This is a genomic window from Chitinophaga fulva (genome assembly GCF_012927205.1).
In the GTDB taxonomy this organism is placed as follows: domain Bacteria; phylum Bacteroidota; class Bacteroidia; order Chitinophagales; family Chitinophagaceae; genus Chitinophaga; species Chitinophaga fulva.
In genome coordinates this window covers 278,875-305,362 of the sequence record NZ_JABBGC010000002.1, presented here as the reverse complement: position 1 = coordinate 305,362, position 26,488 = coordinate 278,875, and the positions used below count along the sequence as shown (strand labels likewise).

18 protein-coding genes are annotated in these 26,488 nt (G+C 48.7%); 4 read left to right on the top strand and 14 right to left on the bottom strand.

Translation table 11 applies throughout. The features are described 5' to 3' along the window. Nucleotides 1-4 precede the first annotated feature (4 nt). The 14 genes from HHL17_RS17920 to HHL17_RS17860 all read right to left on the bottom strand — a co-directional run bounded on the left by HHL17_RS17920 (nt 5) and on the right by HHL17_RS17860 (nt 14,315). Nucleotides 5-3,160, bottom strand: a complete 3,156-nt coding sequence (locus HHL17_RS17920; protein ID WP_169226197.1) for a SusC/RagA family TonB-linked outer membrane protein — start codon at nt 3,158-3,160, stop codon at nt 5-7. Between the two features lie 431 nt (nt 3,161-3,591). Next, nucleotides 3,592-4,011 carry a nuclear transport factor 2 family protein gene (locus tag HHL17_RS17915; RefSeq protein ID WP_206156078.1) on the bottom strand — a complete coding sequence of 140 codons (420 nt, stop codon included), beginning with the start codon at nt 4,009-4,011 and terminating at the stop codon, nt 3,592-3,594. A 48-nt stretch (nt 4,012-4,059) separates the two neighbouring features. Then, nucleotides 4,060-4,638: a TetR/AcrR family transcriptional regulator gene (locus tag HHL17_RS17910; protein ID WP_169226196.1), complete on the bottom strand. Its 579-nt coding sequence runs from the start codon at nt 4,636-4,638 to the stop codon at nt 4,060-4,062. A 95-nt stretch (nt 4,639-4,733) separates the two neighbouring features. Continuing rightward, nucleotides 4,734-4,859, bottom strand: coding sequence for a hypothetical protein (locus HHL17_RS33750; protein ID WP_262889078.1), 126 nt, complete (start codon nt 4,857-4,859; stop codon nt 4,734-4,736). Nucleotides 4,860-4,958: 99 nt separating this feature from the next. Beyond that, on the bottom strand, nt 4,959-5,456 hold the full coding sequence (locus HHL17_RS17905; protein ID WP_206156077.1) for a PH domain-containing protein: 498 nt from the start codon (nt 5,454-5,456) through the stop codon (nt 4,959-4,961). Nucleotides 5,457-5,504: 48 nt separating this feature from the next. After that, on the bottom strand, nt 5,505-5,801 hold the full coding sequence (locus HHL17_RS17900) for a thiamine-binding protein (RefSeq protein ID WP_078673005.1): 297 nt from the start codon (nt 5,799-5,801) through the stop codon (nt 5,505-5,507). Nucleotides 5,802-6,042: 241 nt separating this feature from the next. Further along, nucleotides 6,043-7,557, bottom strand: a complete 1,515-nt coding sequence (locus HHL17_RS17895; protein ID WP_169226194.1) for a GNAT family N-acetyltransferase — start codon at nt 7,555-7,557, stop codon at nt 6,043-6,045. 101 nt (nt 7,558-7,658) lie between these two features. Continuing rightward, nucleotides 7,659-8,855, bottom strand: a complete 1,197-nt coding sequence (locus tag HHL17_RS17890) for a glycosyltransferase family 2 protein (protein WP_169226193.1) — start codon at nt 8,853-8,855, stop codon at nt 7,659-7,661. A gap of 6 nt (nt 8,856-8,861) precedes the next feature. Continuing rightward, on the bottom strand, nt 8,862-9,635 hold the full coding sequence (locus HHL17_RS17885; protein ID WP_169226192.1) for a class I SAM-dependent methyltransferase: 774 nt from the start codon (nt 9,633-9,635) through the stop codon (nt 8,862-8,864). 9 nt (nt 9,636-9,644) lie between these two features. Beyond that, entirely contained in the window at nt 9,645-10,778 is a 1,134-nt protein-coding gene (locus HHL17_RS17880; RefSeq protein ID WP_169226191.1) for a glycosyltransferase family 4 protein, read from the bottom strand. Further along, on the bottom strand, nt 10,778-11,806 hold the full coding sequence (locus tag HHL17_RS17875) for an NAD-dependent epimerase/dehydratase family protein (protein ID WP_169226190.1): 1,029 nt from the start codon (nt 11,804-11,806) through the stop codon (nt 10,778-10,780). The genes HHL17_RS17880 and HHL17_RS17875 overlap by 1 nt, the downstream gene beginning before the upstream one ends. Before the next feature lie 12 nt (nt 11,807-11,818). Further along, nucleotides 11,819-12,736, bottom strand: a complete 918-nt coding sequence (locus HHL17_RS17870; protein ID WP_169226189.1) for a glycosyltransferase family 2 protein — start codon at nt 12,734-12,736, stop codon at nt 11,819-11,821. Between the two features lie 8 nt (nt 12,737-12,744). Next, nucleotides 12,745-13,878, bottom strand: coding sequence for a sugar transferase (locus tag HHL17_RS17865; protein WP_206156076.1), 1,134 nt, complete (start codon nt 13,876-13,878; stop codon nt 12,745-12,747). Between the two features lie 53 nt (nt 13,879-13,931). Next, a complete protein-coding gene (locus tag HHL17_RS17860; protein ID WP_169226188.1) occupies nt 13,932-14,315 on the bottom strand; it encodes a response regulator in 384 nt (127 codons plus the stop codon). Between the two features lie 515 nt (nt 14,316-14,830). On the opposite strand from HHL17_RS17860, the gene HHL17_RS17855 reads away from it, so the two are divergent. The 4 genes from HHL17_RS17855 to HHL17_RS17840 all read left to right on the top strand — a co-directional run bounded on the left by HHL17_RS17855 (nt 14,831) and on the right by HHL17_RS17840 (nt 26,488). Then, nucleotides 14,831-16,024, top strand: coding sequence for a glycosyltransferase family 2 protein (locus HHL17_RS17855; protein ID WP_169226187.1), 1,194 nt, complete (start codon nt 14,831-14,833; stop codon nt 16,022-16,024). 2 nt (nt 16,025-16,026) lie between these two features. Beyond that, a complete protein-coding gene (locus HHL17_RS17850) occupies nt 16,027-17,190 on the top strand; it encodes an acyltransferase family protein (RefSeq protein WP_169226186.1) in 1,164 nt (387 codons plus the stop codon). A 244-nt stretch (nt 17,191-17,434) separates the two neighbouring features. Next, nucleotides 17,435-24,202: a fibronectin type III domain-containing protein gene (locus tag HHL17_RS17845; protein WP_169226185.1), complete on the top strand. Its 6,768-nt coding sequence runs from the start codon at nt 17,435-17,437 to the stop codon at nt 24,200-24,202. A gap of 102 nt (nt 24,203-24,304) precedes the next feature. Further along, entirely contained in the window at nt 24,305-26,488 is a 2,184-nt protein-coding gene (locus tag HHL17_RS17840) for an exopolysaccharide transport family protein (protein WP_169226184.1), read from the top strand.

The window sequence follows — 26,488 nt, the reverse complement described above, 5'->3', positions numbered from 1 at the left end:
TGGTTTAGAAGTTGACATTCAGAGAGGCCATGTAACTACGTGTAGTCGGGTACGTGAAACCGGCAAAGGCATCTATATTACTGCCGGCGTTCAGTGAGCTGGACTCAGGATCGAAGCCGGTGTATTTGGTGTGCAACCAGAGATTGTTGCCGGTGAATGTCAGGCTGGCCGCCGAAATCAGGTGGGTGCGTGACAGGAAGCGCGAAGGCAGTTGCCAGGATAGGCTCACATTACGCAACCGTATCCAGGAGGCATTTTCCACGAAGTTTTCTGTTACGCCGCGGTAGATGTTACGGTAAAAACCACCGCCATAGTTACGTCCATCCGGGCCTTTGGCCTGTTGCAGGTACACCACCTGGCTGTTGGGCGTGCCGTTGGGCAGTACCCCATCGAAAACTTTGCTGGTAAAGCGGTCGGCTGTAACGGCAGATTCGCCGAAGGCCGCCATGAAGTTGGCCAGCTGGTTGTATTTTTTGGCGCCTTGCCGGGTGTCTATCAATACAGAGAGAGTAAGTGGTCCGTAAGTGAAAGTATTGGTGATGGCCCCAATCCATTTGGGTTGAGAGTTGCCCAGGTATTTCTGGCCGGAGTTGATCATCGGGAAACCCGCCAGGTTGCCGCTCGCCGCAATCTGTATGGGCCGGCTGTAATCAATCAGTATACTGTTGTCGGGCTGGCCACCGGTATATCGCAGGTAGCTGGTGCCGAAGATCGCTCCCACCGGGTAACCGGGGAGGTATTTCATCGTGGCGGTGGAACCGGCATAACCAAACTGGTCTCCAACCACCACTTCAGAAAGACCTTTACCAAGACTCAACACTTCGTTGCGGTTGGCGGAGAAATTAATGCGCATGTCCCACTGGAACTTAGTTTTTTTGATCGGGGTGGCATTAAAAGCTATTTCTACGCCACGGTTACGAATAGATCCTGCGTTGGTGTAAAAGTCTTCATAACCGGTGGCACTGGATAACTTTACAGGAATCAGCAGGTCTGTGCTTTTGGAGGTGTACCAGGCAAAGTCAACGCCTATACGATCATGTAGAAAACGCAGTTCGGCGCCTACTTCAAAGGTGTTAGTGAATTCCGGTTTCAGCTGGGCATCGCCATAGCGGTTGGCGCGGGTCCAGCCGATCACGTTGTTATCGATGGGGCCATCGGTAAGCGGGATATAGCCGGAGCCGGTATTGTAAGGCAATGCGTCTTTGCCCACCCTGGCCCAGGAAGCCCTCACCTTGCCGTAAGACAGTATATTGTCCGGCACCTTCAGGTGTTCGGTAAACAGGTAAGACAGGCTTACAGACGGATAGAAGAACGCCCGGTGGCCAACGGGCAACGAGGAGCTGATATCTGTACGGCCGGAAAGCGTGAGGTAGAGCCAGCGGTCCCATGACAGCGTCCAGTCTCCGAACAACCCGATGAGATAATATTTTTCAATGTATTGGGTGGACACAATTTTCTTAGCGTTCTGCATGATCAGCAGGTCGGGGATATCGAGGGTATCGCCTTCCGTAGCGAGCCGTTTGAGGTGCCGGTCAAACAGGTCATGCCCCAGCTTCAGGTCAGATGTGAGTTTGGGCGTGACCTTGTTTTTAAAGTTCAGGATGAGTGTGGAGCTGAGGGAACGTTGATTGGTCATGTACTCATGCACAAAACCGAAACCGTTGTCGGTATTCACCACCTCTCCGGTGATGCCTTTGGGGCCTGGGCCGGTGTGACGGCGGTTATCGGTATAGAAGTCGGTACCGGCACGGTAGAGGATATCCAGCCATTTGAATGGTGAATAGGTGAAATTGATGTTCCCAATCAGTCGGTTTACATTATCTCCGTAGCGGTTGGTATACAGTGTATAGATCGGGTTGTCTGTAGCGCCATAAGTTTGCTGGGTACCATCCGGCTTGATATAGTTGCGCATATTCCAGCGGGGTGACCAATAGATCATCTGTTCACCATAGCGGTCTGCATTGGCACGGTTACCGCCGGAATTAATATAGTTAAGGGACACGCCCATTTTCACTTTTTCGCTGAAGCGGATATCGCCATTTACCCGCGCGGAGTAGTTTTGATAGTTACTGAAAGGGATCACACCGTTCTGGTTGAACTGCGATAACGATGCCGCATATACGACTTTTTCAGTGCCGCCGCTGATGGCCAGCGTGTTGCGGTACTGGGAGCCGGTGTTGTAGGCCTGTTTGTAATTATTGTACAGCGAAGCCGGATGGTCGGGGTCCAGTTTGCGGGCATCTTCCACTGACGGGCCCCAGGCAGGCCAGAAGCTTTGGTTATCGTATTGACCGTTATTACCCTGGCTGTATTGTAGTTGTACGTCAGGCGTTTTACCCACTTTATCGAATCCGGCTGTAGTGGTGAAGCTCACACGGGTACGGCCGGCTTTACCGGATTTGGTGGTGATGATCACCGCACCGCTGGCAGCGCGGAGGCCGTACAGGGCGGTAGCAGCGCCACCTTTGAGCACGGAGATGCTTTCAATATCATCGGGATTGATGTCTGAAGCACGGTTGCTCATCCCCCGGGTATCGGCGCCGCCGGCGTTACCAATATCTGTATAAGTATTGTTGTCCATTGTAATGCCATCGATTACAAAAAGAGGCTGATTATCGCGGGTAGGGTCCAATGAGTTAATTCCGCGGATCAGGATGCGGGAGCCCTGGCCGGGGGCGCCGCCACCACTTGAGATCTGTACACCGGCCACTTTGCCTTGCAGGGCGTTGACGACGTTGGACTGTTTGGATTGTGTGAGGTCAGCGCCGGATACGTCCTGGATAGCATAGCCGATGGCCCGCTTTTCCTTTTTGATGCCCATGGCGGTGACCACCACCTGTTCCAGGCTGCGGGTATCGGGTTGCAGGGCCACATTGACGATGGCCTGACCTCTCATAGGAACTTCATGCGTCAGATATCCTATAAAACTGAATACGAGGATGCTGGGACCAACAGGTATTTCAATACGAAAGTTACCATCAGGGTCTGTAGTAGTACCGCGACTGGTTCCTTTGACCTGGACCGTTACACCGGGAAGTGCGGTGTTGGTTGCGGCAGCAGTGACGCGGCCTTTTAACATACGGGGTTGGGCGTGCAAATGAGAGAAGGGAATAAATAGGAAAGCGCCCACCACCAACATCAATGTGCAGATTGATTTCATGGTGTTTTAGATTTAGATTTTGGTTTTATGAATGTGATATATAAGATACATCAAGGAAAATCGAAAGTCAATGCGTCTTACCCGCATTTATGTTATTTTAAAATATAAAATTTAATGTTAATTATATGTCAGTGCAAATTAATAATCTACGAATTATTGCTGGCGCCACGTCGAGAGTGAAATACCGTTAAAGGCTATACGAAAAGTAACAAGAGGCATGCAGTGGGAAGATATGGCGGCCCGATAGTAACAGGCTTCCTGGGAATGAATGTCAGGGAGAGAGATTTCGGGAAAGGAATTTCCGGAGGAAGCTTCTGAAAGAGATTTCGGGAAGGAATATCCGGGAGGAGATTCCAGAAAAGCACCAGGTGGGCCCCGGGATAAAACCCCAAAGGGCTGACCGGCCATATTTCGCGGTCAGCCCTATCAACCTAAGCTGTCAGCGCTTGAACGAGCCCGAGACTATCTTCCAGAAGAAGATATTTGGTAATCAGTCCATTCGCAACGGTTATCTGAATGGTGAAAGGACTGTCGAACAACTTACCGGTGCTCAGCATGCGGGAGACCAGGTGGCCGGTTACCACCGCATGATTACCATCATAGAATTTGCCCGTTATATCGAAAGAAACGGCTTCCACATGTACAAACAGTTCCTGAAAGAAAGACACGGCTTCCGCTTTGGTATTACGGTCCCTGATCCAGGGCGCCTTTTCCTTGTTGCCTGGTATGCGCCATTCTACTTCGTCGGCAAACAGGCTGGCATTTGCCTGATAATTTTTGGAGGAAGCATTGTTCCAATATGCTTCTACTACCTCTTTGGTCTTTGTTGTCTGAGAATCCATATGTTTCATTTTTATGTATTTATTTTAAACCGATCATTCCAGAATAAGGCAAAAAAATTATTTACGCAGGGAGCCGATCAAAAAATCGATCATCTCGTTGACTTCCTTTTTGTTGCCGGTGAGAACGTAGCGCATGTAAAAGCTACTGCATGTAGTCAGTATATAACGGGCAAGCATATCCGGAGAAGCCTCATTTTTCAGTTCCCCTTCTGCTTTTGCTTTGATAACCAGCTCTCTGAAAATGGACTCCAGCACTTCTGCATTTTTTTTGATAAACGACGAGATGGCCGGCTCCTCATTGCCGAGTTCAAAAACGGTCCGCACAATCAGACAGGCCTTTTTGTCCTTCATGGTTTGTTCCACCACGTCCCGGATGGTAAAAGACAGCGCTTCAAAAGCCGAAGGCGCGTTTTTGCCGGCGTGGCGATATTGGGTAGCTTTCAGGGCCGCATAGCTTTCAAGACATTTCAGAAACAGCTGTTGTTTGTTACCATAGGAATTGTATACGCTGCTTCTGTTCAGCCCCATCCTGTCCACAATATCGTGGATGGAAGTGGCGTGATACCCTTTTTCCCAGAAAAGGTCACGTGCCTTTTCCAGTTTTTCTTCGTACTCAAATTCCTTATTCCTTGGCATGCAACGAAGGTAATTATTTTAAACCGATTGTTCCAAATCAATTTATCAGGAGATGAAATAGCTATCATTCGGGAGAAGTTTCGATAAAGAGCGTACTACCACCATGGCTGGCCGCCAGGCGGAATGTACGGTAATGCAGTGGTTACGGCACGCTGACAGAGATGGAGAAGGGCGTCAGTTTTTCCTTCAAAGGCTTCAAAGATGGCTTCGATAACAATCATCCTTAAAAATAAAGATTATGCCGTTTCAGGGGAAAAATGTGGCTTTCAGATGGGGAAACCAGCAGACCTGAAGGCGGATACCTTCAGGCCAGCGGCAATTTATTTGGCGACATTGATAATACCATTCATCGTCTTTACAAAGTCTTCTGCAGCGGATGGGCTGATGACCCATTTCCGGGAGTGTGATTCGATCAGGACAAGATTTTCGCGGTTGGTGCACCAGCGCTGGTACTTGCCGATTTCGGCAGAGCGGTAAGTGCCCAGGTAACCGAAAATCCCCCCGATGCCCAGCATACGGCTGCTGGTGCCTAGTTCTTCTTCGGTGATGCTGCGCAGCCGCACAATGTCATCAAAGAGAATCGTGATGGGAAACAGCGCTCTCTGGATCACCAGGCCCTCGGCCGTGATTTTATAATACCGGGGGCTCAGGCAGGCCGCCACCACAATGGCAGGTATCAGTACGATTAAAAGTATACTGGTCTTCACCGCTTCATGGTTCACATCGGTGATCTGCCGGCATAAAATAATCAACGTAATGATGATGGTCAGATTAGTCATGATTTTGGAGTTCCCATCCAATGTTGCGGCATACCTCATAAGTCCTGTCCTTTGGTTTGTCAAGAAAGATAATGAAATTTAATTATATCAGGAATCGTACTTACCGGTTTTTTCTTCTATGGTCACGTCCTGGTCTTTTTTTATCTGCATTTTTATATACACCAATAACTGTGACGCACCAGCCTTAAAACACACTTCCTGTGTCTTACGCACTACTTCCATCAGCTCATCGTAGGTACCTTCCATCACTGTTTCAAATGGGCACACCCTATACTTCACACCAGAATCACGAATCACGGCAATGGCTTCATCCACCACGGCATATACCTGCTCAGAAGGCACAGAAGGCAGGATCTGAAGGGCCAAATTAATCTTGTTGTTCATCTCTCAGTCTTTAATTTTAAATTTGATTATCAGCAATTTATAAGAACCAATTACAATGTAGCTTGAAGCAAAACAAGCACTAAACTAAACAATAATTTGAGGAAGCATCCAAAAATCTATCGGAACAACATCAACTATTCCATTAGACAACATCCACAATCATCTATCTATCAATAAAATATAAAAATCAACATAAAGTAATTATCTAATTAAAACCCTGTTACGCCCAGGATCCTCTACCCTACTTCTTAATGACCTGATAGAGATCATTTCGTATATCCTTCATCGTTTGTACACTGCCAAATGCATGCAGTTCCTTTAACAGCACGAGATCAATATCCACCACTACCACCATCTCCGTATTGGGAGTTGACTCCGCCTTTATCCCCGTTACCGGGAAGTTAAAATCAGACGGTGTAAATACACAAGATTGTGCATACTGCAGGTCCATATTATTAACTTTTGGCAGATTACCCACACACCCCGCAATGGCCACATAACATTCGTTTTCGATGGCCCTGGCCTGTGCGCAGAAACGGACACGGTTATACGCATGTTGGGTATCAGTCATAAACGGCACAAACAAAATCTGCATCCCCTGCTCCGCCAGAATCCGGGAAGGTTCAGGAAATTCCACATCATAACAGATCTGGATGCCTATCTTTCCGCAGTCGGTATCAAACACTTTGATCTCGGAACCACCCTTCATCCCCCAGGCGGAAACTTCCCCCGGCGTAGGATGGATCTTAATATACTGTTCCCACGTACCATCCCGGCGGCACAGGTAAGATATATTATGCAGTACTTCATCAACGACGATGGGCATACTGCCGGAAATGATATTCACATTATAGGATACGGCATGCTCAAGGAACCGGTCGCGAAGCGTTTCGGTATACTTGGCCATTCCCCGGATGGCCCCTGCGGGGTCCAGCTGGTTAAACTCCGCCATCAAGGGTGCATTGAACAGCTCCGGGAACACCACGAAGTCAGACCCGTAATCACTCACCGCATCAATGAAAAACTCCACCTGTTGCATGAACGATTCCATCCCGCCATAATCCCGCATCTGCCACTGCACCAATCCAATCCGGACGGTGGACTTATTATAACGGATCGTGTCGCTGTCTTTCTCGTAGTAAATATTGAACCACTGCAGCAGGGTGGCAAATCCTTTGGATGCCTCATCATTGGGCAGGTAGTTTTTCAATATCTTCTTAACGGTAAAGTCATTGGAAAACTGGAAGGTCAAAGTAGGATCGTAAATCTCCTTGTCCTGTACCTTCTCGATGTACTCCCTCGGCGTCATCTTGTCGGCATACTTTTCATAGTTAGGAATACGGCCACCGGCCACAATCCCTTCGAGGTTCAACTGCTCACAAAGCGTTTTGCGCGCATCATACAACCGGCGCGCCAGCCGCCTTCCCCGGAAATCGGGATGAACAAATACCTCTATGCCATAAAGGATATCCCCTTTCGGGTTATGGGTATTAAAGGTAAAATAACCGGTAATCTGTTCATAGGTGTGCGTGTCACCGAACTTGTCATAATCCACGATGATCGACAAAGCACAACCCACCACCCGGCCATTAACGGTAACGGCTATCTGTCCTTCGGGGAACAATTTGATCAACCGCTGAATGGTAGACTCTCCCCAGTAACTTCCTGCCATATCGGGGTAAGCAGACACCATGGATTCGCGGAGGTCCAGGTAATCAGCGGCAGTGATACTCCTGATTTCAACTGTTTCTGACATGATAGATCCTTTTACCTGTAATATAACCCAATTCAAATAAAAAGCCCCGCGTTCCCTTTACAGAGAAGCAGGGCATAACACCTGTATATTTGTTTATTTCACTATTTGTTCATCACTTCTTCGATATATACAATTTTATTATTCTGCGTTTGCAGAAACGCCTTATTGGCTTTTCCCATATGCAGGAAGGCTTTCAGCTGCCGGAAAAAAAAGAACGGCAGATAAAACAGCGCCTTCACCGTCCGGGAATCTTCACTCATTAACGCCACAATGGCCATAAAAGAAAGCGGGAATGCTGCCAGTACTCCTAACCATGCCCAGGACAGTGCCGGAGCAATCCAGTAGTTGGTCAGACAAAACACCAAAGCCATGAGCACCTGCAAAAACAAGGGTGGCCTTAACAGATTATACCCGAAGAAGACGAGGTTAAAACTGCCACGGCGTAAACCAGTGCCCAGCACATCCCACCCATATTTAAAATATTTAAAGTAAGCGTTGATCCACCGGGTACGCTGCGTTTCCAGCGCATTGCCGTCGTCAATTTTTTCATCGTACACAATCGCATCTTCCGCATAGGCCAACTGAGGAATCAGCTTCACAATATCCGCCTGGATCTTTTTATCAAACCCACCGAAGAAGTTATTATATACCACCTGCCGGTAAAGACTGGTCCTGAGTGCAATGCCCAGTCCCCAGATATTGGCAGAGAGCCCCAGCTCCATCCGCATGCGCCGGTCAATAAAATTACTGAAGTAGTTACCCGCTGCATCCAGCTGTGCATACACCGTATCGTTGTTCTTTGCCAGCATATTAGTCTGCACCGCTTCGTAGCCTTTATTGAAATAACGGTTCAGCGTTTCCAGGTAAAGCGGATGCACCAGGTTGTCTGCGTCCAGGATGACCATCACCTCATGGGGCGTTTCGAAATGCTGGATCGCGTAATCGATGGAACGGATTTTTGCGTTCAGCGGTGTCTCCGGTTTTAACAACTTCACTTTAGCGTGTTCCATGCCCAGGTCGCTGTCCCCGCAATTGTCTGCCACCACATATACCGTATAGTTACCATGCGTCTGCTTCAGCAGGGAGTCCACCAATGGCGGCACCAGTTGCAGGTTCTTATGTGCCGTGATCACCACCGCAAAGGAATAATCATGACTATCGGCAGCAGATATTTTCTTCTCTGATTTAAACAGTTTTATGCAGCCATGCACCAGCAGCAGCAAAAGCGGCTGCAACAGGTAAGTGGCAACGATCACCTGAAAAGCGATCCAGAGATAAAAAAGTATGTTCAACATCATATAATATTATCTGGCTTTTTCCCACACTGAAAAGAATCCGCCTGTAAAGCGGTAAGGCAGCACATCGGCCACTTTACAATCGAGCCACTGAAGCGCCTTTATCCTTTTGGCGAAAAAAGAGAAGGGGAAAACATCTTCGATAAAATTGGCTTTACCAAAGCGGACGATCCTGAAATTATTTTCTGTGGAAAGGGTTTCAAGATCTGACTTTTTGAAAAACTGGATGTGGTCCAGGTTATCGGCTGCCGACTGAACGGTAGTGCCGCTATAGCCCATCGTCTTTTTCGTTTTCAGTACCATTTTCCAGAGCCAGTTGTTTTGTTCCCTCATTTTAAGGACTGGTCTTGTTACCAGCAATTCACGCGGACCGGTACCGTTAGGGACCGTTACGATGAGGATACCTTCTTTCCGCAGTGACTGATAGAGCGTGGCCAGGAGCGCACCAGGTTGTTGGAGGTGTTCGAGCACTTCGCTGCAAACGATCACATCGAAAGTATCCCCTGCCGCCACGAGCTGTTCTGCACTAAGCACTTTGAAATTGACATTGGGGAATGTATTCAGTTCACGCGCCCGGGCGATCGCCTGTTCGCTGACATCTATGCCGAGCACATTAAACCCTAACATGCCGAGGTGACGGCTGATAACACCGTTGCCACAACCCACGTCGAGCACCGTTACCTGGTCGCCTTTCCGTTCTGCTACTGCCGCACTGATAAAGTCCAGCCGCTTCCGGTCAGCAATCCGGTCATATTCATATGTTACAGGCTTGTTGACTGTCATGATCTTCTGTTAATTTCCGGTTTTCAAAATTCGTTCGTATAAAGCGGCCACCTGCTGTGCCATCTGTTGTACAGAATAGCTGCCGGCTACCGTGGCGGCTGCATCCTGTTGCAGTTGTTGCCGGAGGGCGACATCTGCATGGAGCTTCAGCAGCGCTTCCGCTAGTTTTACCGGTTCTTTCACCGGTATGATCAGGCCGTTCTGCTGGTCTTTGACAATCTCACAGGAGCCATCCGCCGCAGTGACCACCACCGCTTTACGCATGGCCATGGCCTCCAGCAACCCGATGGGCATCCCTTCCCAAAGAGAGGGAAGACAGTAGATGTCCACCGCTTTGAGCACGGCCGGCACATCCTGCCGGAAAGGCTGAAACAGCACGCGCCCGGTCAGGTGAAGCGATTGGGCGAGGTCCATCATTTCTTCTTTCATATCGCCATCTCCCACAACCAGCAACGTAATGTCTTTCACTTTTTCCGCCACCTGCGCGAAAGCCTGTATCATGGTCAACGGGTCTTTCTGGTGGGTGATACGGGCGATATAGCCTACCACAATATGATGCTCCGGAATACCGAGTTCGCGGCGCACATCCGGTTGTGCTTTGTCGGGGTTGAAGCGGTCCAGGTCAATACCATTATTAATGACAGTTGACCGGAAGCGCCGGAAGTACCTGACGCCGGTTTCCCTGTTGGAGGCCGACACGGAGATATTGGCCTTTGCGCCGCTGGTCAGCATTTTCTCGGACCAGATGCGCAACTGCTTTTGCAGGAATGGCTGGTCTTCATGAAAAGACCAGCCATGAATAGTATACATCAGGGGACGGCGGGCCAGCCGGGCCGGCAAAAAAAGATTGCTTGCCGCGCGGGAACCATGTGCATGCACAATATCTATCTGCTCTTCTTCCATCAAAGCTTTTACCTTTTTCCAGCAGGACACGTCGAATGCCCTGAGGGATGGTAGTACGATACTGCGGATGCCCATTTCACGGAGACTGGTAATCATGGGGCCATCTGTAAATGACAGGACCAACGATTCGTAACGGTCCCTGTCCAGCGCGCCCACGAGGCTAAGTACATGTGATTCGCCACCACCTATCTGCCCTTGCCGGATTGCCTGTAAAACTTTTATTTTTTTGCTGCCAGGCATTACGCAGTGGTTGAAGTAGCGCCTTCGGGTTTCTTTTCCCAACCCTGTGGAAGCTTTTCATAAATTTCGATGTTCTCGAATTCTTTGCTTTTCCTGGCGCCTACTACCTGTGCCCAGGCAGCCATACGACGGATACCTTCCAGCAGACCGATACCGGAGCCTTCTCCGAATACGCTGTGTGCTTTTGTATGATCAGAGTAAGCGTGCATCACTTCATTTCTCGCCTGCAGGTATTTGATATCTGGTGTTACACCAAAACATTCGCCTACTACATTGGCCAGTTCATTTACTGTGTAAGGTTTGTCGGCACCGATGTTGAACACCTGATTATAAGCAGCCGGCAGGTTGATGCTGTTAGCGATAGGAATCGCCACATCATCGATATAGCTGAATGCACGGGTCTGTTCACCATCACCGAAGATAGTCAGCTGCTGGCCCTGCATGATCTGGTTCATAAAGATGCCGATCACGTTACGGTATTTGTCACCGATGTTCTGGTTTTCGCCGTACACGTTGTGCGGGCGGAACACTACGTAATTCAACCCGAACATTTCATGTGCCGCTTTCAGGTCCATCTCCACGGCATATTTGGAAACGCCATACGGATCTTCCGGCATCGGCACCATGTCTTCACGCATAGGCAGCTGACCGGCACCATACACCGCAATGGAAGAGGTGAACACAAAACATTTCACTTTATGTTTAATGGACTCGTTGATCAGGTTGATGCTGCCTACCAGGTTATTATTATAATTGAAGCGGCGGATAAAATGGGAAAGTCCTTCCGCTGCATAAGCTGCCAGATGATATACGTAGGTAAAACGGTATTCTTCAAAGAGGTTGGCCACCAGTGTTTCATCGTACACAGAACCCTGTACAAAAACAGCTCCTTCCGGAATGTGGTCTTCAAATCCGCCGCTCAGGTCGTCCAGTACCACTACTTCATGACCCATGGCCAGACAATGCTTCACAACGTGTGAGCCAATAAATCCGGCGCCGCCGGTAACAAGAGATCTTATCTTTGACATATTACATAATTTTTAAACGGGTGAATAACTGGATGTAGTCAGGTTCCATGCTACGCCTCTCAGGAAAGACTTCAGGTGAGTGAACTGCCCTTTGACCAAGTAGGTACCGACTGACTTGGGGAATGTGAGGAAACCAAAGAACAACAGAAATGCGGTGAGCTGCATTTTATTGGTGTTCCGGCGCATATAGAGAATGCGGTTGCGCGTGTGGTAATACACTTTGATAGCGCTCTCCTTTCCCATGGTGATGGATTCTTTATGAAAGATCAGGCCATCAGCATTATAATATATTTTAAACCCAGCTTTCAGTATACGGGCCGACCAGTCTGACTCTTCATAATAGATGAAGAACTTATCTGCGAAGCGGCCTACTTTTTCTATCACTTCTCTTTTCACCATCATAGCGGCGCCATGTGCGCACCAGGTAGGGCCGGAGTTATCATGCTGGCCTTTGTCCACTTCTTTGCTGCCTACCGCCCAGGTGCGGCCGGTGAGCAGGTTCATCTGATGGAAGCCGGCGTACTGAATGGTGTCCGGATGGTGATAGAAACGGATCTTGGGGCATACCACACCGATAGCAGGGTCTTTGGCAAAAGGCGCCAGCAGATGGTCCAGCAGATCGGGGGTAACTTCCGTATCATTGTTGACAATAAACAGGTACTCTCCTTTCGCCTGTTCAATACCGAGGTTGTTGCCACCGGTAAACCCAAGGTTGACGGGGCTCAGGATCAGTTTCAGGTTCGGGTAGTTGCCCGCTTCAATTTGTGCTGTGGGGTCAACCGTTGAACCGTTGTCAACCACAATTGTTTCGAAGTTCCGGTAATTGAGTTTTTTCGTTGACTCCAGGAATTCACATGTAACGGTGGTCTGATTATAGTTGAGCGCTATAATGGAAACCAGTGGTGTATCCTTCTTTTGCGTGATGTCCATAATTGATGCTAAACGTTGTCTTTTTGTATCAGTGCATTGGGGGTATTGGCCAGTATCCACATATCGTACAGTACAGAATGGTTTTCTGCATAGCTGATATCGAGGTTGATCCTTTCCTTTACGCTCATATCTTTCTGGCCGCGTTTTTTGATCTGCCACAAACCGGTGATGCCGGCAGGTGCGAGGAAACGTCCTGCATAGTCGTCGGTCGTCAGGGTAGCCGCTTCATATAAAGGCAGCGGTCTGTTTCCTACTATCGACATATGTCCCAGTAATACATTGAGCAGTTGCGGCAGTTCATCCATGCTGCTATTGCGCAGGAAGCCACCGAGGCGTGTTACGCGCGGGTCGTTGCTTACCTTGAAGAATACCGGATCATTTCCGTTGGTATCATATTGATTGAGGTGTGACATCTCGGAAACCAGTTTGTCGGCGTTCACCACCATGGTGCGGAACTTGTAGAAATTAAAGATCTTGTATCCGTTGCCTGCACGATGTGAGATATAAAACACCGGGCCTTTTGACTCGATTTTTATCAGGAGTGCTACCAACAACAGAACGGGGCTTAACAACAGCAGCAGTGTACCTGCCACTGCAATGTCCATGGCGCGCTTAAAGAAATGATTGATATAATATTTCAGGGGTTGACGTTTTGTCTTTGCAGCGCTTTCTGCTTTTTTCGTCAGTTCGCGGAGCCTGCGGGCCATTGACAGTTTCTCCGCAAATATTTCAGGGGTAACGGAAGCTGTCAGCAAATCATCGATGCCGCCGGTTTTCTGTAATTCCCAGCGTACTTCTACTGTGAGAAAATCGGTATAAACAAACAAGGGCACTTCCTCATACTCTTTCGTTTCCTGCAGGAACTCCCGGAGGCTCAACAGATCGACGGTATTGCCGCTGATGTTGCAGATAATAAACTCCGGTTTCAGTTTCATGCGCAGCCGCTCTCTCAGCACTTTTCTGGCCTGCAGAACGGTCTCCACACAAACAACCCACTTGTCTTTGTTTTCTGTCACACGAGAGATACAGTTACTGTCACCTATACACAGTATAAATGTATGGGCAGTACCCTGCAACTCTATCACCTTTCCGCTCTTTCTTTTTTTCTCTACAGTCAAATGAACGGGTAGATTCGAACTCATGTGTCTTCGGTTTATAGTATACAATTAAGTATGGTAAAAACGGTTCCCATATATTATTCAGCTACGATTACTGTTGGTGAGACAGTCAGCTGTTGGTCGATAATTTTCATTAAAACAAGCGGATCAAAAGGCTTGCTTACGAGTTGTACTACGTTGGGGTACAGTGTTACTTCTTCCAGTTGCATAGCCGTCAGCAGGATTACGGGAATGTCGCTATACAGCAGGTTGGCAGAAAGATTTTTGGTCAGCTCTACGCCGTCCATGTTTGGCATTTGTACATCAGATACAATGATATCCGGCACATTTCCGGCGGACAGCCACTTGCAGGCTGTCAGGCCATCAATAGCAGAGTAGACCCTGAATCGTTGTCCAAGCATCGCTTCTAGCAAAAACCTCATTGGCGCGCTGTCGTCTACTATTAAAACTGTTTTTTTCATTTAACTCCGTTTTAGAAAATAAAAGATTTATTCAGCGACCACAATTACCACTTTATCAGTAGTGCATGATCATCTTTTGATCTTCCAGGAGGATAAGGTTATAAAGTCACCATCAGAAAGGGTTTCGTACTTCCACGGACATACGAAGTCCAGGGAACGACGGGGTTCAATCCGGGTGATGGTTTTAGCATTGAGAATTTCAGAGGAGATGGTCGTTGGCTGGGATGAATTTCCGGATAAAATTATCTATTATTCCTGAATAATGCAAAAATAACAAATCAGTCATCTTCGGGCGATCTCAGCTCGGTTTTCAGTGGCTTTTGATCTTCATCCGGTGCAAAAGTATATAAACAATCATTTCTTAATATTTTGAAATTTGTCAGTGATGCAAAATTCCTCGTGAATGATAAAATTTGGTAAGTGAATGATCAGTTCCGTCAGTTACATGTAGTTATAATTAAAAACCGAATTGGAATTGTTAATTAATTTGGCACTCGAAATTAATCCCGGAACGCATGTTTGCAATCAAGTCGATACTGTTCTTCAGCCTCTTTATACTATGCTACAGCTACGTCGGATATGGCGTGCTGGTGTGGACCATACTCCGTTTCAGGAAACGGGCGCCACTACCGCAGGCGGATGCTCCGGAGGAATTCACCCCCGCTGTCACGCTGATCGTGGCAGCCTATAACGAAGCAGACTTCATAGAAGAAAAAATATGGAATACACTGTCGCTGGACTATCCGTCCGACAAACTGGACATCGTTTTCATTACAGACGGTTCTACCGACAGCACGCCGCACCAGGTGCGGAAATATGGCAGGGTAACGTTGTTGCACGAACCGGAGCGGAAAGGCAAGACCGCTGCGCTCAACAGAGCGATGCGGACCGTTACCACACCGTTTGTTGTTTTCTGCGATGCCAATACATTATTAAACCCAGCCGCCATCCGCAATATTATGCAACATTACCGCGATGAGAGGACAGGTGGTGTAGCAGGAGAAAAGCGGGTCTGGCAGGAAGGAGAAGACGGAGCCGCCGCCACAGAAGGTATTTACTGGAAGTACGAGTCTGCGTTGAAGCGACTCGACGACAGGCTGTACTCCGTTGTGGGCGCGGCCGGAGAACTGTTCTCCATCAGAACCGAATTATTTGAACCGGTGGCAGGTCATGTTATCCTCGATGATTTTATCATTTCCCTCAAGATAAATATGCGGGGCTACCGCATCGCGTATGCTCCTGATGCTTATGCTATGGAAACACCTTCCGCTTCGCTGGCAGATGAATACAAGCGGAAGGTGCGCATCAGTGCAGGTGGATTTCAGTCTATCGTGATGCTAAAACAGTTGCTGAACATTTTCCGGCAACCGCTCCTCTCCTTTCAATACATCTCTCACAGGGTATTGAGATGGACATTGTGCCCACTGGCCCTGCCATTGATATTAGGCACCAATATCCTGCTGGTGGCTGAAAATGCGGGCCCGTTTTATTTGTACCTGCTGTATATGCAGCTGTTCTTCTATCTGCTGGCCGTTATTGGTTTTGGACTGGCGTTAGTACGCATCCGGTTCAAGCCTTGTTATGTTCCGTTTTATTTTATCTTTATGAATATAGCCCTCTACCACGGCTTCCTGCGGTTTGTCGGTTCCCGGCAATCTGCCGTATGGGAGAAGGCACAGCGAACTATCAACCTCAGTAACCCCTTATAGGCATGCCAACAACATCTAACACCGGTCGTATATCCAGCATGGATGCATTAAGAGCCCTCGCTATGTTCCTGGGCCTCGTGCTTCACGCCAGCATGGCGTTTATGCAGTCTCCTTTTGAAGGCTTCTATCATGTGCCGGATTACAGCAGCCAGGCGTTTGATGCGGTATTTTTTGGCATTCATATTTTCAGGATGCAGTTGTTTTATGTAATTGCAGGTTTCTTTTTCCGGTTACTTTACTACCGGATTGGTACAACCGCCTTTATGAAACACCGCACCCAGCGGATACTGGTTCCCTTGCTAGTGGGCTTGTTCACCATTCTCCCGCTAACCTATCTGCCGGCAGTATTTTACCGTGTGACCGATGGCGGTACACATTTTACACTGGCTGATTCCAGGTTGATCATACATGATATTTTTATCTGGAGAGGCCCGCTGCACCTGTGGTTCCTTTATTACCTGATGATGTTTTACATCATCGGGCTGGGCATCCGGCAGTGGGGATTGTATATCATACAAAAAATAAAATGGCTGGACAGCTTTGTAAAAAGCCTCTCCAAACCAGCCATCATACTGCCTTTACTGGCATTTGGATCTTTTATCACGTTGCTGCTGTTTTCCACGATAACGGTAGAATATGCGCCAGGACTGATTCCTAAGCCTTCCTTTATGGCGTATTATGGTCTTTTCTTTTTCGCCGGCTGGTTGCTGCATGAGTATATGGGTACGTGGTTTCCGCTGCTCCGCCGGTATTCCCTGCTGTTCGTTATGCTGGGTACAGCGAGCGGCATTTATTTGTTCAGGTTACTACAGGCAGGTAACGATGCTACTACGCCCATGTTATGGCTAAAGGCGTTGGCCACTCTCACCACACTCTCGCTCGTTATTGGTTTGATGGGCGTGTTTTTGAAGTGGGTGAATGCGGAAAATGCCACCGTGCGTTATCTTTCCGACGCTTCCTATTGGGTGTACCTGGTACATGTGGCATTGGTAAACGCCACACAATTGTGCCTCGGACAGCTGTCCATACCTGGTTCGTTAAAATTCATGTTGTGCGTGATAATTCCTTTGGGTATATCATTATTCACGTATCAATGGTTTGTGCGATATACCGTTGTGGGGTATTATCTGCACGGTTCCAGAAAGAAGAAATCAGTAACAGTATAGTGCGGGCTGACACGAAGATTGTATTAAAAAAGGTTTGCAAGAAATGAATTTTTGTATACCTTTACACTCCATAAGGAATTTCCTTTCAACCAATCCTCTTTAAAGCCTCACACATATTTTTAACCGTCCTCCTAGAAAAGCCACTCAGCACTGAGTTGGCAACGAGTTGTTCACTCCTGTAATGTCATGTTAATGCTGGGTAAGTAATCATAATATCGGTTCACAACTGAAACACACTTACCGTATGCGTAAATTTTACTTAATGTGCCTGGCACTTTTTCTGCTTTGGGGCAGTTCTGCTGTCGCACAGGTGTTCGATCCTGGCGATGCGATAGAGAACTACGACCCAAACAATCCTAAGCCGACCCCTGCCTGGGGCACGATCGCCAAATGGGTAAGAACTGTCCGCAATGAAGTAAATTTCACCAACAAAAGTTCTTACAAATGCTACTACCTGAACGGTATGCCATTCAGGTTAAAGTTCCCTAAGACCTACCAGCAAGGCGTAGCTGACGGAAAAACTTACCCCATCATGATCTTCCTTCATGGCAGAGGAGAATCTGGCGGAATTTATGACAACGAATATTCCCTCTATCACGGCGGCGGCAAATTCTGCGCAGCTGTTGACAATGGCAAGTTCGATGGTTTCATCCTTGTGCCGCAAAGTACTACCGGCTTTTTTGGTAACCCGCATTACGATTTTATCAAGCAGATTCTTGACACGCTTATTCAGAGCAACAAACTGGATGAAAACCGGATCTTTGTCAATGGCCTTTCCGCAGGCGGCACGGAAACATGGGAATTCATGTTCCGCTTTCCTAAAACCGTAGCGGGCTTCCTCCCTATCAGCGGATGTTCCATTGCTTATAAAGACCAGGTGGATGTTTTCAAATATATCCCGATGTGGATATTCCAGGGAGGACTGGACAACAATCCTCACCCCAACACCACTGAACAGGTAATGAATGCCGCCTTAGCTGCAGGTGCCAACGTAAAGGAAAAGTTATACCCTGACGCCGGACATGGGGTCTGGAACTACGCATGGGACGAGGCTGACTTCTGGCCTTTCCTCAATCGTCAATTCAAATCCAATCCCTGGACACTTTTCGGTCACAACGAATTTTGCCCGGGCGAAACCGTGAATGCCACACTAGGACTCACAGCAGGTTTCGACGGATATGAATGGAGAAAAGACGGCAACGTTATTGCCGGCGCCAACAGCAACGAACTGCAGGTGACCGAATTCGGCACCTACGATGCCCGTATCAAACGTGGTGACACGTGGTCTGAATGGTCCCGCACACCTGTAGTAGTGAAACAAAAAGCAGCCACCCAAACACCACCTATCACTGTTCCCCCACTGATGAGCAAGGTAATCCCTGCTCCGGACGGTAAAAACTATGTGACGCTTTCACTGCCTGATGGCTATACTTCCTATCTGTGGCAGAAAGTAGGCGACACTACTACTTTAGGCACTGCCAAAACACTGAACGCCGCCACGGCCGGACAGTATCACGCCAAAGTAACAGAACAGTACGGCTGCTCCAGCGAGTTCTCCGCACCATTCACCGTAATACCTGCCAACGGCGCCAATAGCCCTGCTCCTGCAACCGGTGCAACGGCCACGGCTATATCAAAAACAGGCATTACCCTTGACTGGGCCGACAATCCCAATCCGGCTTACAATGAAACCGGATATGAGATTTACCGCTCAGCAGTTGCCGGTGGACCTTACACGCTGGTCTATATCACAGCAACAGACGCCACCACCTGGACTGACGCAGGTTTAACACCTAATTCCAAATACTTCTATGTAATCAGGGCTGTAAACGACAACGGCGCAGCAGCACTGAGCAATGAAGCCACTGCACAAACGCAGGTGGATAGTAATCCTCCCACTCCTCCGGGCAATCTCACTGTTACCGGAACTACCTATTCTTCCGTATCACTTGATTGGACACCCTCCACAGATGATGTAGGCGTCTACAAATACGATATCTATATCAACGGCGTGAAATCCTATACGGTAGATGCCGATGAGACAGATTTTACTGCTTACAACCTCAACAAAGACACCCTGTATACCTTTGTGGTGAAAGCCAGGGACATTGCCGGCAATTCCTCCGCCCGCAGCAACCAGGTAAGCGCAGCCGCTAAAGCCAACGGGCTTAACTACCGCTACTACCTGGGCAGCTGGAGCGCCCTGCCGGACTTCAACACTCTTTCACCGCTGACGATTGGCACTTCCGCCATCCCTGACCTGAGCGTAAGAACACAGGATGTGAACTACGGCTTTGTATGGGAAGGCTATATTCGTATACCCGTTACCGGTAACTATACATTTGTGACCAACTCCGATGACGGCAGCAAACTCTGGATCGACACCAAATACAACGCCGGTGCTACACCGCTGGTGAACAACGACGGCCTCCACGCCCCACAGGATAGAGAAGGCACCGTTTACCTCACCGCAGGCATGCACCAGATAGCCATGGCCTACTTCCAGGCTGGTGGCGGTCAGTCCATGACTGTTTCCTGGAAAAACACCGCCAGCGGTGTAACAAGCCAGCAACAGATCCCTGCTGAGTACTTCACGGACAATTCTTCTTCGTCCTCTACAGGAGCAGTACCCAAAGCACCCGGTAACATCAAGGCCACTACCCTTTCCTACAGCAAGATCAATGTAACCTGGGCTGACAGCAGCAATAACGAAACAGGCTTCGAAGTGTACCGCGCCTCCAGCTCCGCTGGCCCGTACAACATCGTAGCTACCGTTGCTGCCAACCAAACAGCTTACGTTGACAGTAACCTTGTCGCACAAACGACTTACTACTACCGCGTAAAAGCCATCAACAAATCTGGCGACTCCGGTTTCAGCGGAACAGAAAGCGGCGGCTTCGTGTATGGCCTGTATCCAATACCGTCCAGCACCACCACCATGCCTAACTTCGCTGCACTCACGCCAACCAGGACAGGTACTGTTCAAAACGTGACGCTCGACGTAAGGACCCAGGAAACAAATTACGCCCTGAAATTCTCTGGCTATATCAATATCAACACCGCCGGTACCTACACTTTCTATACCGCCTCCGATGATGGCAGCAAGCTGTATATCGGCGACTTTAAAGAAAGCAACCTCGTAGTGAACAACAACTACGTACAGGGCACCACTGAACGCAGCGGTACCAAAACCCTGGCAGTAGGTCGTTATCCTATCCATGTCACCTTCTTCCAGTTAGGTGGTGGCCAGGAACTGACGATCAGATACCAGGGCCCGGGCGGTCTCACCAAACGTGTGATACCTGACAGCGCCTTTATCAACGTGAACGCGCGTGCCACCACACTGGCCATGCCACCGGCACCTTTGGCGCCAACTAACCTGGCCCTTACACCGCTTAGCGCCAATAAAATACAGCTGGCCTGGAAAGACAACGCCAATAACGAAACCAAGTTTGAAGTATACAAGTCCATCAACGACTCTACCCATTTCAAACTGTTGACCACCCTGCCAGCCAACGACACCGCACAAACCGTAGTATATGCCGACACAGCGCTGTTTGCCAATGTGAAATACTACTACAAAGTACGCGCTGTCAATGAAGGTGGTAACTCCGGCTACTCCAATACTGCCGGTGTGAGCACATTGAACACACCGCCGGTACTCACCCAGCTGGTAGACCGCTCCCTGAGATATGACGCTCAGCTGGTGCTCAACATCACTGCTACCGATCCTGACGGAGAAGCTGTTACCCTCACCGCCGCGAACATTCCGGCCTTCGGTACCTTCAACGTGAACGGCAACGGCTCCGCTACCCTCACCTTTACGCCATCCGTGGCCACACAAGGTACGTATCCGAACATCACCGTTACCGCTACTGATCAGCATAGCGGCGTTACGTCCACCACATTCACCCTGACCGTAAATGATAACTACTCTCCTGTTATCAGCAGCGTCAGCAATGTGAGCATGGATGAAAACACGACGAAAGCAGTCAGCCTGACCGTTACCGATGGTAATGCAGGTGACACCTCCATCTGGTCTGTTCAGGGCCTGCCACGCTTTGCAACGCTCGTACCCAACGGCGCCACTGCTCAGCTCAACCTGAACCCGACTTATATAGATGCCGGTACCTACAATGTAACCGTACAGGTAAGCGACGGCCGCGGTGGTATTGACAATAAAACATTCGTGATCACGGTCAATGATATTGACCCGAACCGTATGATCTATGTCAACTTTACCGATGGCTCTTATCCTGCTGCCGCTCCATGGAACAATACCAACAAACAACCGGTACAGAACGATCTGTTCCCCAACCTGAAGGACCAGACCGGTGCCGCTACCACCGTTGGTATCAAGATCGTATCTGCCTGGCAGGCGCTCAGCAACGGCTCCAACTATTACGGTACCAATACCGGCAACAACTCTGGTGTGTATCCCGATAACGTGATGCGTACTGCCTACTGGACCAACACCACCAAACAGACACTGAAACTGTATGGCCTCAATCCTACCAGCAGATATAGCTTCACCTTCTTCGGCGCCCGTGCAGACGTGACCGATAACAGGATGACCAACTACACCATCGGCACCCGCACCGTTTCTTTGCAGACCGCTAAAAACACACAAAACACCGTCTCTATCAACGACGTGTCTCCGGACGCCAACAATGAGATCACCATCGATCTGCAAAATGGTACCGGTTCTGTTTACGGTTACCTGAACGCCATGGTAGTGACCATCAGCTATGATGACGGCAACCCGCCCGCCGCTCCTGCTAACCTGGCTGCTACTACCACACCGGGTGGTGTGAAACTCACCTGGAAAGATGTAGCATTCAATGAAACAGGGTACGAAGTCTATCGCGCAGGTACTACCGCTGGTCCGTTCACACTGTTGAACCCGGCACCTGTTAATGTTAATGCAGTATCCTTCACTGATACTTCTTCCAAAGCCAATCAGCAGTATTACTACGCTGTTCGTGCAATCAATTCACACGGGGCATCTGCGTATACCGACACCATCGGTATCAAAACCGGCAACAACAATCCGAAGCTGGACAGCATCGTGTCCGTAGTGATGAAAAACAACGAAAGCGTAACACTCAACCTGCATGGTACTGACGACGCAGGAGATATCCTTACGCTGAAGGCAACCAACCTTCCTTCCTTTGCCCGTCTGACAGACAACGGCGACGGTACAGGCACTATCAGCATTACCCCTGCCGCGGGCAATGTAGGCAGATACAACAATATCACTGTTACCATCAACGACAACAATGGTGGCAGCGCTACCAGGACTTTCAGCATCTATGTAAGGGATAAGAACATCACTTCCCTGTATGTCAACTTCAACCAGACACCATCTGCTGATGCGCCCTGGAACAACTTCAACAGTTATCCGAGCCTCAATGCCGCTATCAACAACCTGAAAGATGATGCCGGCACCGTTACCGGTGTTAAAATCCAGCTGCTGGACGCCTTCAGTGGTACCAACGCCCTCGGCGCTACCACCGGCAACAACAGCGGCGTATATCCTGACAATGTGATCGCGACCAACTACTACACCAGCGAAAGCACTGCCAGAAGAGTACGCCTGTCCAACCTGCCGGCGAACTATCGCTACAACCTGATCTTCTTCGGCAGCAGGCAAGGCAACGACAACAAAAACACCAACTACACCAGCGGCGCTGTGACCGTAACCCTGAACGCTGCCAACAACAACAGCAACACCGTTCAGATCAACGGTATCGCACCGGACACCAGCGGGAATATTGACTTCACCGTACAACAGGCCACCGGCGCTGCTTACGGCTATATCACCTCCGTTGTGGTGCAGTACTATCTCGACAACGGCAATCCCATGAATCCGGGCAACGCCGTGGCAACAGCCAAATCCAAAACCAGCATTCAGCTGAAATGGATGGACAACTCCACCAATGAAACAGGCTTCGAAATATGGAGGTCCCGCGATAACAGCACCTTCAGCCTGCTCACAACAGTAGGTTCCAACGTAAGCACCTATGCGGACAACGGGCTGACCATGGATTCCCGCTACTACTATAAAGTACGCGCGAAGAAAGACACCAGCTACTCCGACTTCAGCAATGTTACCAGCGCAGCTACTTTCAGAAGCGCCGTGTACATCAACATGAACGTGTTCAACCCGGCCGGATCACCATGGAACAACACCAACTCCGCACCGGCACAGGGACTGGAATTCCCGAACCTGACAGACGACAACGGTGACAACACCGGCATGACCATGATCATCGACAAAGCCTTCTCCGGCGACAATCCGTTTGGTATGAATACCGGTAACAACAGCGGTATCTACCCTGATAATGTTATCAGCAGCACCTACTGGATAGACATCGGACAGGCAGGACAACTGAAGATCAAAGGACTGAACCTGGCCAAACGGTACAACTTCGTATTCTTCGCCAGCCGCGACGGTTCCGGAGACAGGACTTCCAACTACACCATCAATGGTACGACCGTTTCCCTGAATGCTGCTTACAACACCAATCAGACGGTACAGATCAATGATGTGGCACCCGACCAGAACGGTGAAGTGCTGATCAGTGTAACCGCAGGCGGTACTTCCATCTATGGTTACATCGGCGCCCTGGTGATACAATCTTATACACCGGAGTTCAGTTCACTCGACAACTCTCTGCTGATGGCCAACAAAGGCGGTCATGCAGTAGTGCCGACCAAAACTGATGCCGCTACCACTGTTACCGTTGCCAGCGTATATCCGAATCCGTTTGTGAATCAGGTAGCCCTGGAACTGACTAATGCCGGTAAACCCAGTAAGAACCTGCTGATCAGTGTTACTGACATCAATGGCAGAATACTGTACAACCGCGTACTTGGTGCTATGGCCAGCGGAACACAACGCATCACACTGGACCTCGGCGCTGCTCAGATACCTGCCGGCCCGTGCCTGTTGAGAGTGATGGATGGAGATAAACTGATCAAAACAATTAAACTGATCAAGAACAATTAGAAAACAAAAGAACAATAGTAGTTACCGAAAAAATCCGGTGAATACCGGATTTTTTCGGGTTTTTCAAATTAAATTTTATTACACTTTAAAGAATCCGTGCATATGGATCTGATTTATTTGTTTAACTCGCTCCTGAGGCGCAAATGGCTCATCATCACCAGTACCATACTGGCCGTTGTCGCCGCATTTTTGTTGACCTTTAAACAGGAAAAACTGTACAAATCCGTAGCCCAAATTGCCACCGGCTTTACCAGCAACGAACAGGTAAAACTGAAGGATGAAAGTTTCAACATCTATGAAATCGACTCTAAATTCAACAACGTTATCGAGGTATTAAGATCGCCCCGTGTGCTGGGCATGACATCCTATAACCTGATGTTGCATGACCTGCAAAACCCTGCCAAACAATTCCGGAAATTAACAACAGAAGACACCAAAAACCCGGTATATCAATCCATCAATAAAACCAAGGCGATTGAAATACTGACTAAAAAATATAACGAAGAAAATATGCTCAGTTCCTATGATCCGGAAGAAAGGAAAATACTGGAACTGCTTAAAATATATAAGTACGACCTGGAATCATTACGGAAGGTATTATACACCGGTCGTATCCAGCGTACAGACTACATCGATATCCAGTACCGGTCTGTAAACCCCGAACTGTCCGCCTACCTGGTGAATCAGCTCTGCACCGAGTTTATGCGTAACAACGAATCATCCAGAAGCCAGCAAACGGTACAGAACATCGAGACACTGAAAAAATTGGTAGACCAGAAAAAACAAGAGCTGGACAGTAAAATCGGTAACATCAAAGCACTGGGCACCATGGACGTTTCCGTGGAAAGTACCAGCAAACTGGAACAGATCAGCAATTTTGAAAACAGGCTGGTAGATGAAAGAGGCCTCCTTAACAATGCTACCCTGAGCTTACAACAGGTAAACGCAAGACTGGCAGATGCTGAAAAAACTTCTGCCCAGTCCAGCGCAGCCTCTTCTGCCATCACCTCTGAGCTGTCCAGCCTAAGAAAACAGATGAACGATGTATACGCAGAATATGTCAACAAAGGCTCTAACAACCAGGAACTCTATAATAAATACCAGAAACTGAAACAGGACTATAAAGACAAACTGGTGTCCATGGCTTCCTCCTCTCCTGCCGCAGGACCCGGCAACACCAAGGCCGATCTGTTGCAGAAGAAAAGCGACCTGGAATTACAGATCAAAAGCTCTGAGCAAAACATCACGGTATATCAGCAAAAAATCCGTGAACTGAACGGCAGCATCGGCGCCGTTGCCTCCAGAAGCGCCAACAACCTGGCCCTGCAAAAAGAAGTGGAACTGGCCCAACAGGAATACGAAGGCATCAAATCCCGCTACGACGCAGCACAGAATAATAAGATTGCTCCCATGGACGGGTTCCGCCAAATCCTTTACGGACAGCCTGCGGTAGAACCGGAACCATCCAAAAGGATCATCATTATCGGCCTGGCCGGTATGTCCATGTTCATCTTCTGCTGTATCAGCATTATTTTCCTTGAATACATCGATCTGTCCATTAAAACGCCGTCCAACTTTCAGCGTATTACCGACATGAAGCTGCTGGGCATTGTCAATCATATCAACTTAAAAAATGGTAAGATGGACGAAATCATCGCTACAGAGTCAAAAGACTACCAACAGAGCCTGTTCCGTGAACTGCTGCGTAAACTGCGCTATGAAATAGCCAACAGCAACAAACAGGTATTCCTTTTTACCAGTAACAAACCACACGAAGGCAAATCCACCATCATCAAGGCGCTGGCCTATACCTTAAGCCTCAGCCATAAAAAAGTGCTGATCATCGACACCAACTTCCCCGACAATACCCTGACCCGTGAGTTTGAAGCGGCGCCCGCACTGGAAGACTTCCAGCCTAAAGGTACATTCGCTATGGACCAGCTGAAGAGCGTTATCACCAACACCCCTATGCCCGGCGTGGACATCATCGGCTGCCAGGGCGGTGAATACACCCCTTCCGAAGTGCTGCCTGAAGGCAACCTGCTTTCTTATCTTGCCAACATTCGTCAGCATTATGATTACATCCTCCTCGAAGGTGCGCCGCTCAACGAGCGCTCAGACTCCAAGGAACTGATGCAATATGCCGATGCTGTTATCAATATCACCTCTGCCAAATCCTCCATTAAACAGACCGACAAGGAATCCATCCAGTTCCTCAACGGCCTGAATGGAAAATATTACGGGGCCGTATTGAATTTCGTTGACATTAAAAACATCAATATCTAA

Coding starts and splice junctions, on each gene's coding strand:
- HHL17_RS17905 (WP_206156077.1), bottom strand. CDS start 5,456: ATGAGGTATGCCGCAACATTGGATGGGAACTCCAAAATCATGACTAAT.
- HHL17_RS17885 (WP_169226192.1), bottom strand. CDS start 9,635: ATGACAGTCAACAAGCCTGTAACATATGAATATGACCGGATTGCTGAC.
- HHL17_RS17890 (WP_169226193.1), bottom strand. CDS start 8,855: ATGATGTTGAACATACTTTTTTATCTCTGGATCGCTTTTCAGGTGATC.
- HHL17_RS17880 (WP_169226191.1), bottom strand. CDS start 10,778: ATGCCTGGCAGCAAAAAAATAAAAGTTTTACAGGCAATCCGGCAAGGG.
- HHL17_RS17855 (WP_169226187.1), top strand. CDS start 14,831: ATGTTTGCAATCAAGTCGATACTGTTCTTCAGCCTCTTTATACTATGC.
- HHL17_RS33750 (WP_262889078.1), bottom strand. CDS start 4,859: ATGATTGTTATCGAAGCCATCTTTGAAGCCTTTGAAGGAAAAACTGAC.
- HHL17_RS17860 (WP_169226188.1), bottom strand. CDS start 14,315: ATGAAAAAAACAGTTTTAATAGTAGACGACAGCGCGCCAATGAGGTTT.
- HHL17_RS17850 (WP_169226186.1), top strand. CDS start 16,027: ATGCCAACAACATCTAACACCGGTCGTATATCCAGCATGGATGCATTA.
- HHL17_RS17910 (WP_169226196.1), bottom strand. CDS start 4,638: ATGCCAAGGAATAAGGAATTTGAGTACGAAGAAAAACTGGAAAAGGCA.
- HHL17_RS17845 (WP_169226185.1), top strand. CDS start 17,435: ATGCGTAAATTTTACTTAATGTGCCTGGCACTTTTTCTGCTTTGGGGC.
- HHL17_RS17920 (WP_169226197.1), bottom strand. CDS start 3,160: ATGAAATCAATCTGCACATTGATGTTGGTGGTGGGCGCTTTCCTATTT.
- HHL17_RS17900 (WP_078673005.1), bottom strand. CDS start 5,801: ATGAACAACAAGATTAATTTGGCCCTTCAGATCCTGCCTTCTGTGCCT.
- HHL17_RS17915 (WP_206156078.1), bottom strand. CDS start 4,011: ATGAAACATATGGATTCTCAGACAACAAAGACCAAAGAGGTAGTAGAA.
- HHL17_RS17875 (WP_169226190.1), bottom strand. CDS start 11,806: ATGTCAAAGATAAGATCTCTTGTTACCGGCGGCGCCGGATTTATTGGC.
- HHL17_RS17840 (WP_169226184.1), top strand. CDS start 24,305: ATGGATCTGATTTATTTGTTTAACTCGCTCCTGAGGCGCAAATGGCTC.
- HHL17_RS17870 (WP_169226189.1), bottom strand. CDS start 12,736: ATGGACATCACGCAAAAGAAGGATACACCACTGGTTTCCATTATAGCG.
- HHL17_RS17895 (WP_169226194.1), bottom strand. CDS start 7,557: ATGTCAGAAACAGTTGAAATCAGGAGTATCACTGCCGCTGATTACCTG.
- HHL17_RS17865 (WP_206156076.1), bottom strand. CDS start 13,878: ATGAGTTCGAATCTACCCGTTCATTTGACTGTAGAGAAAAAAAGAAAG.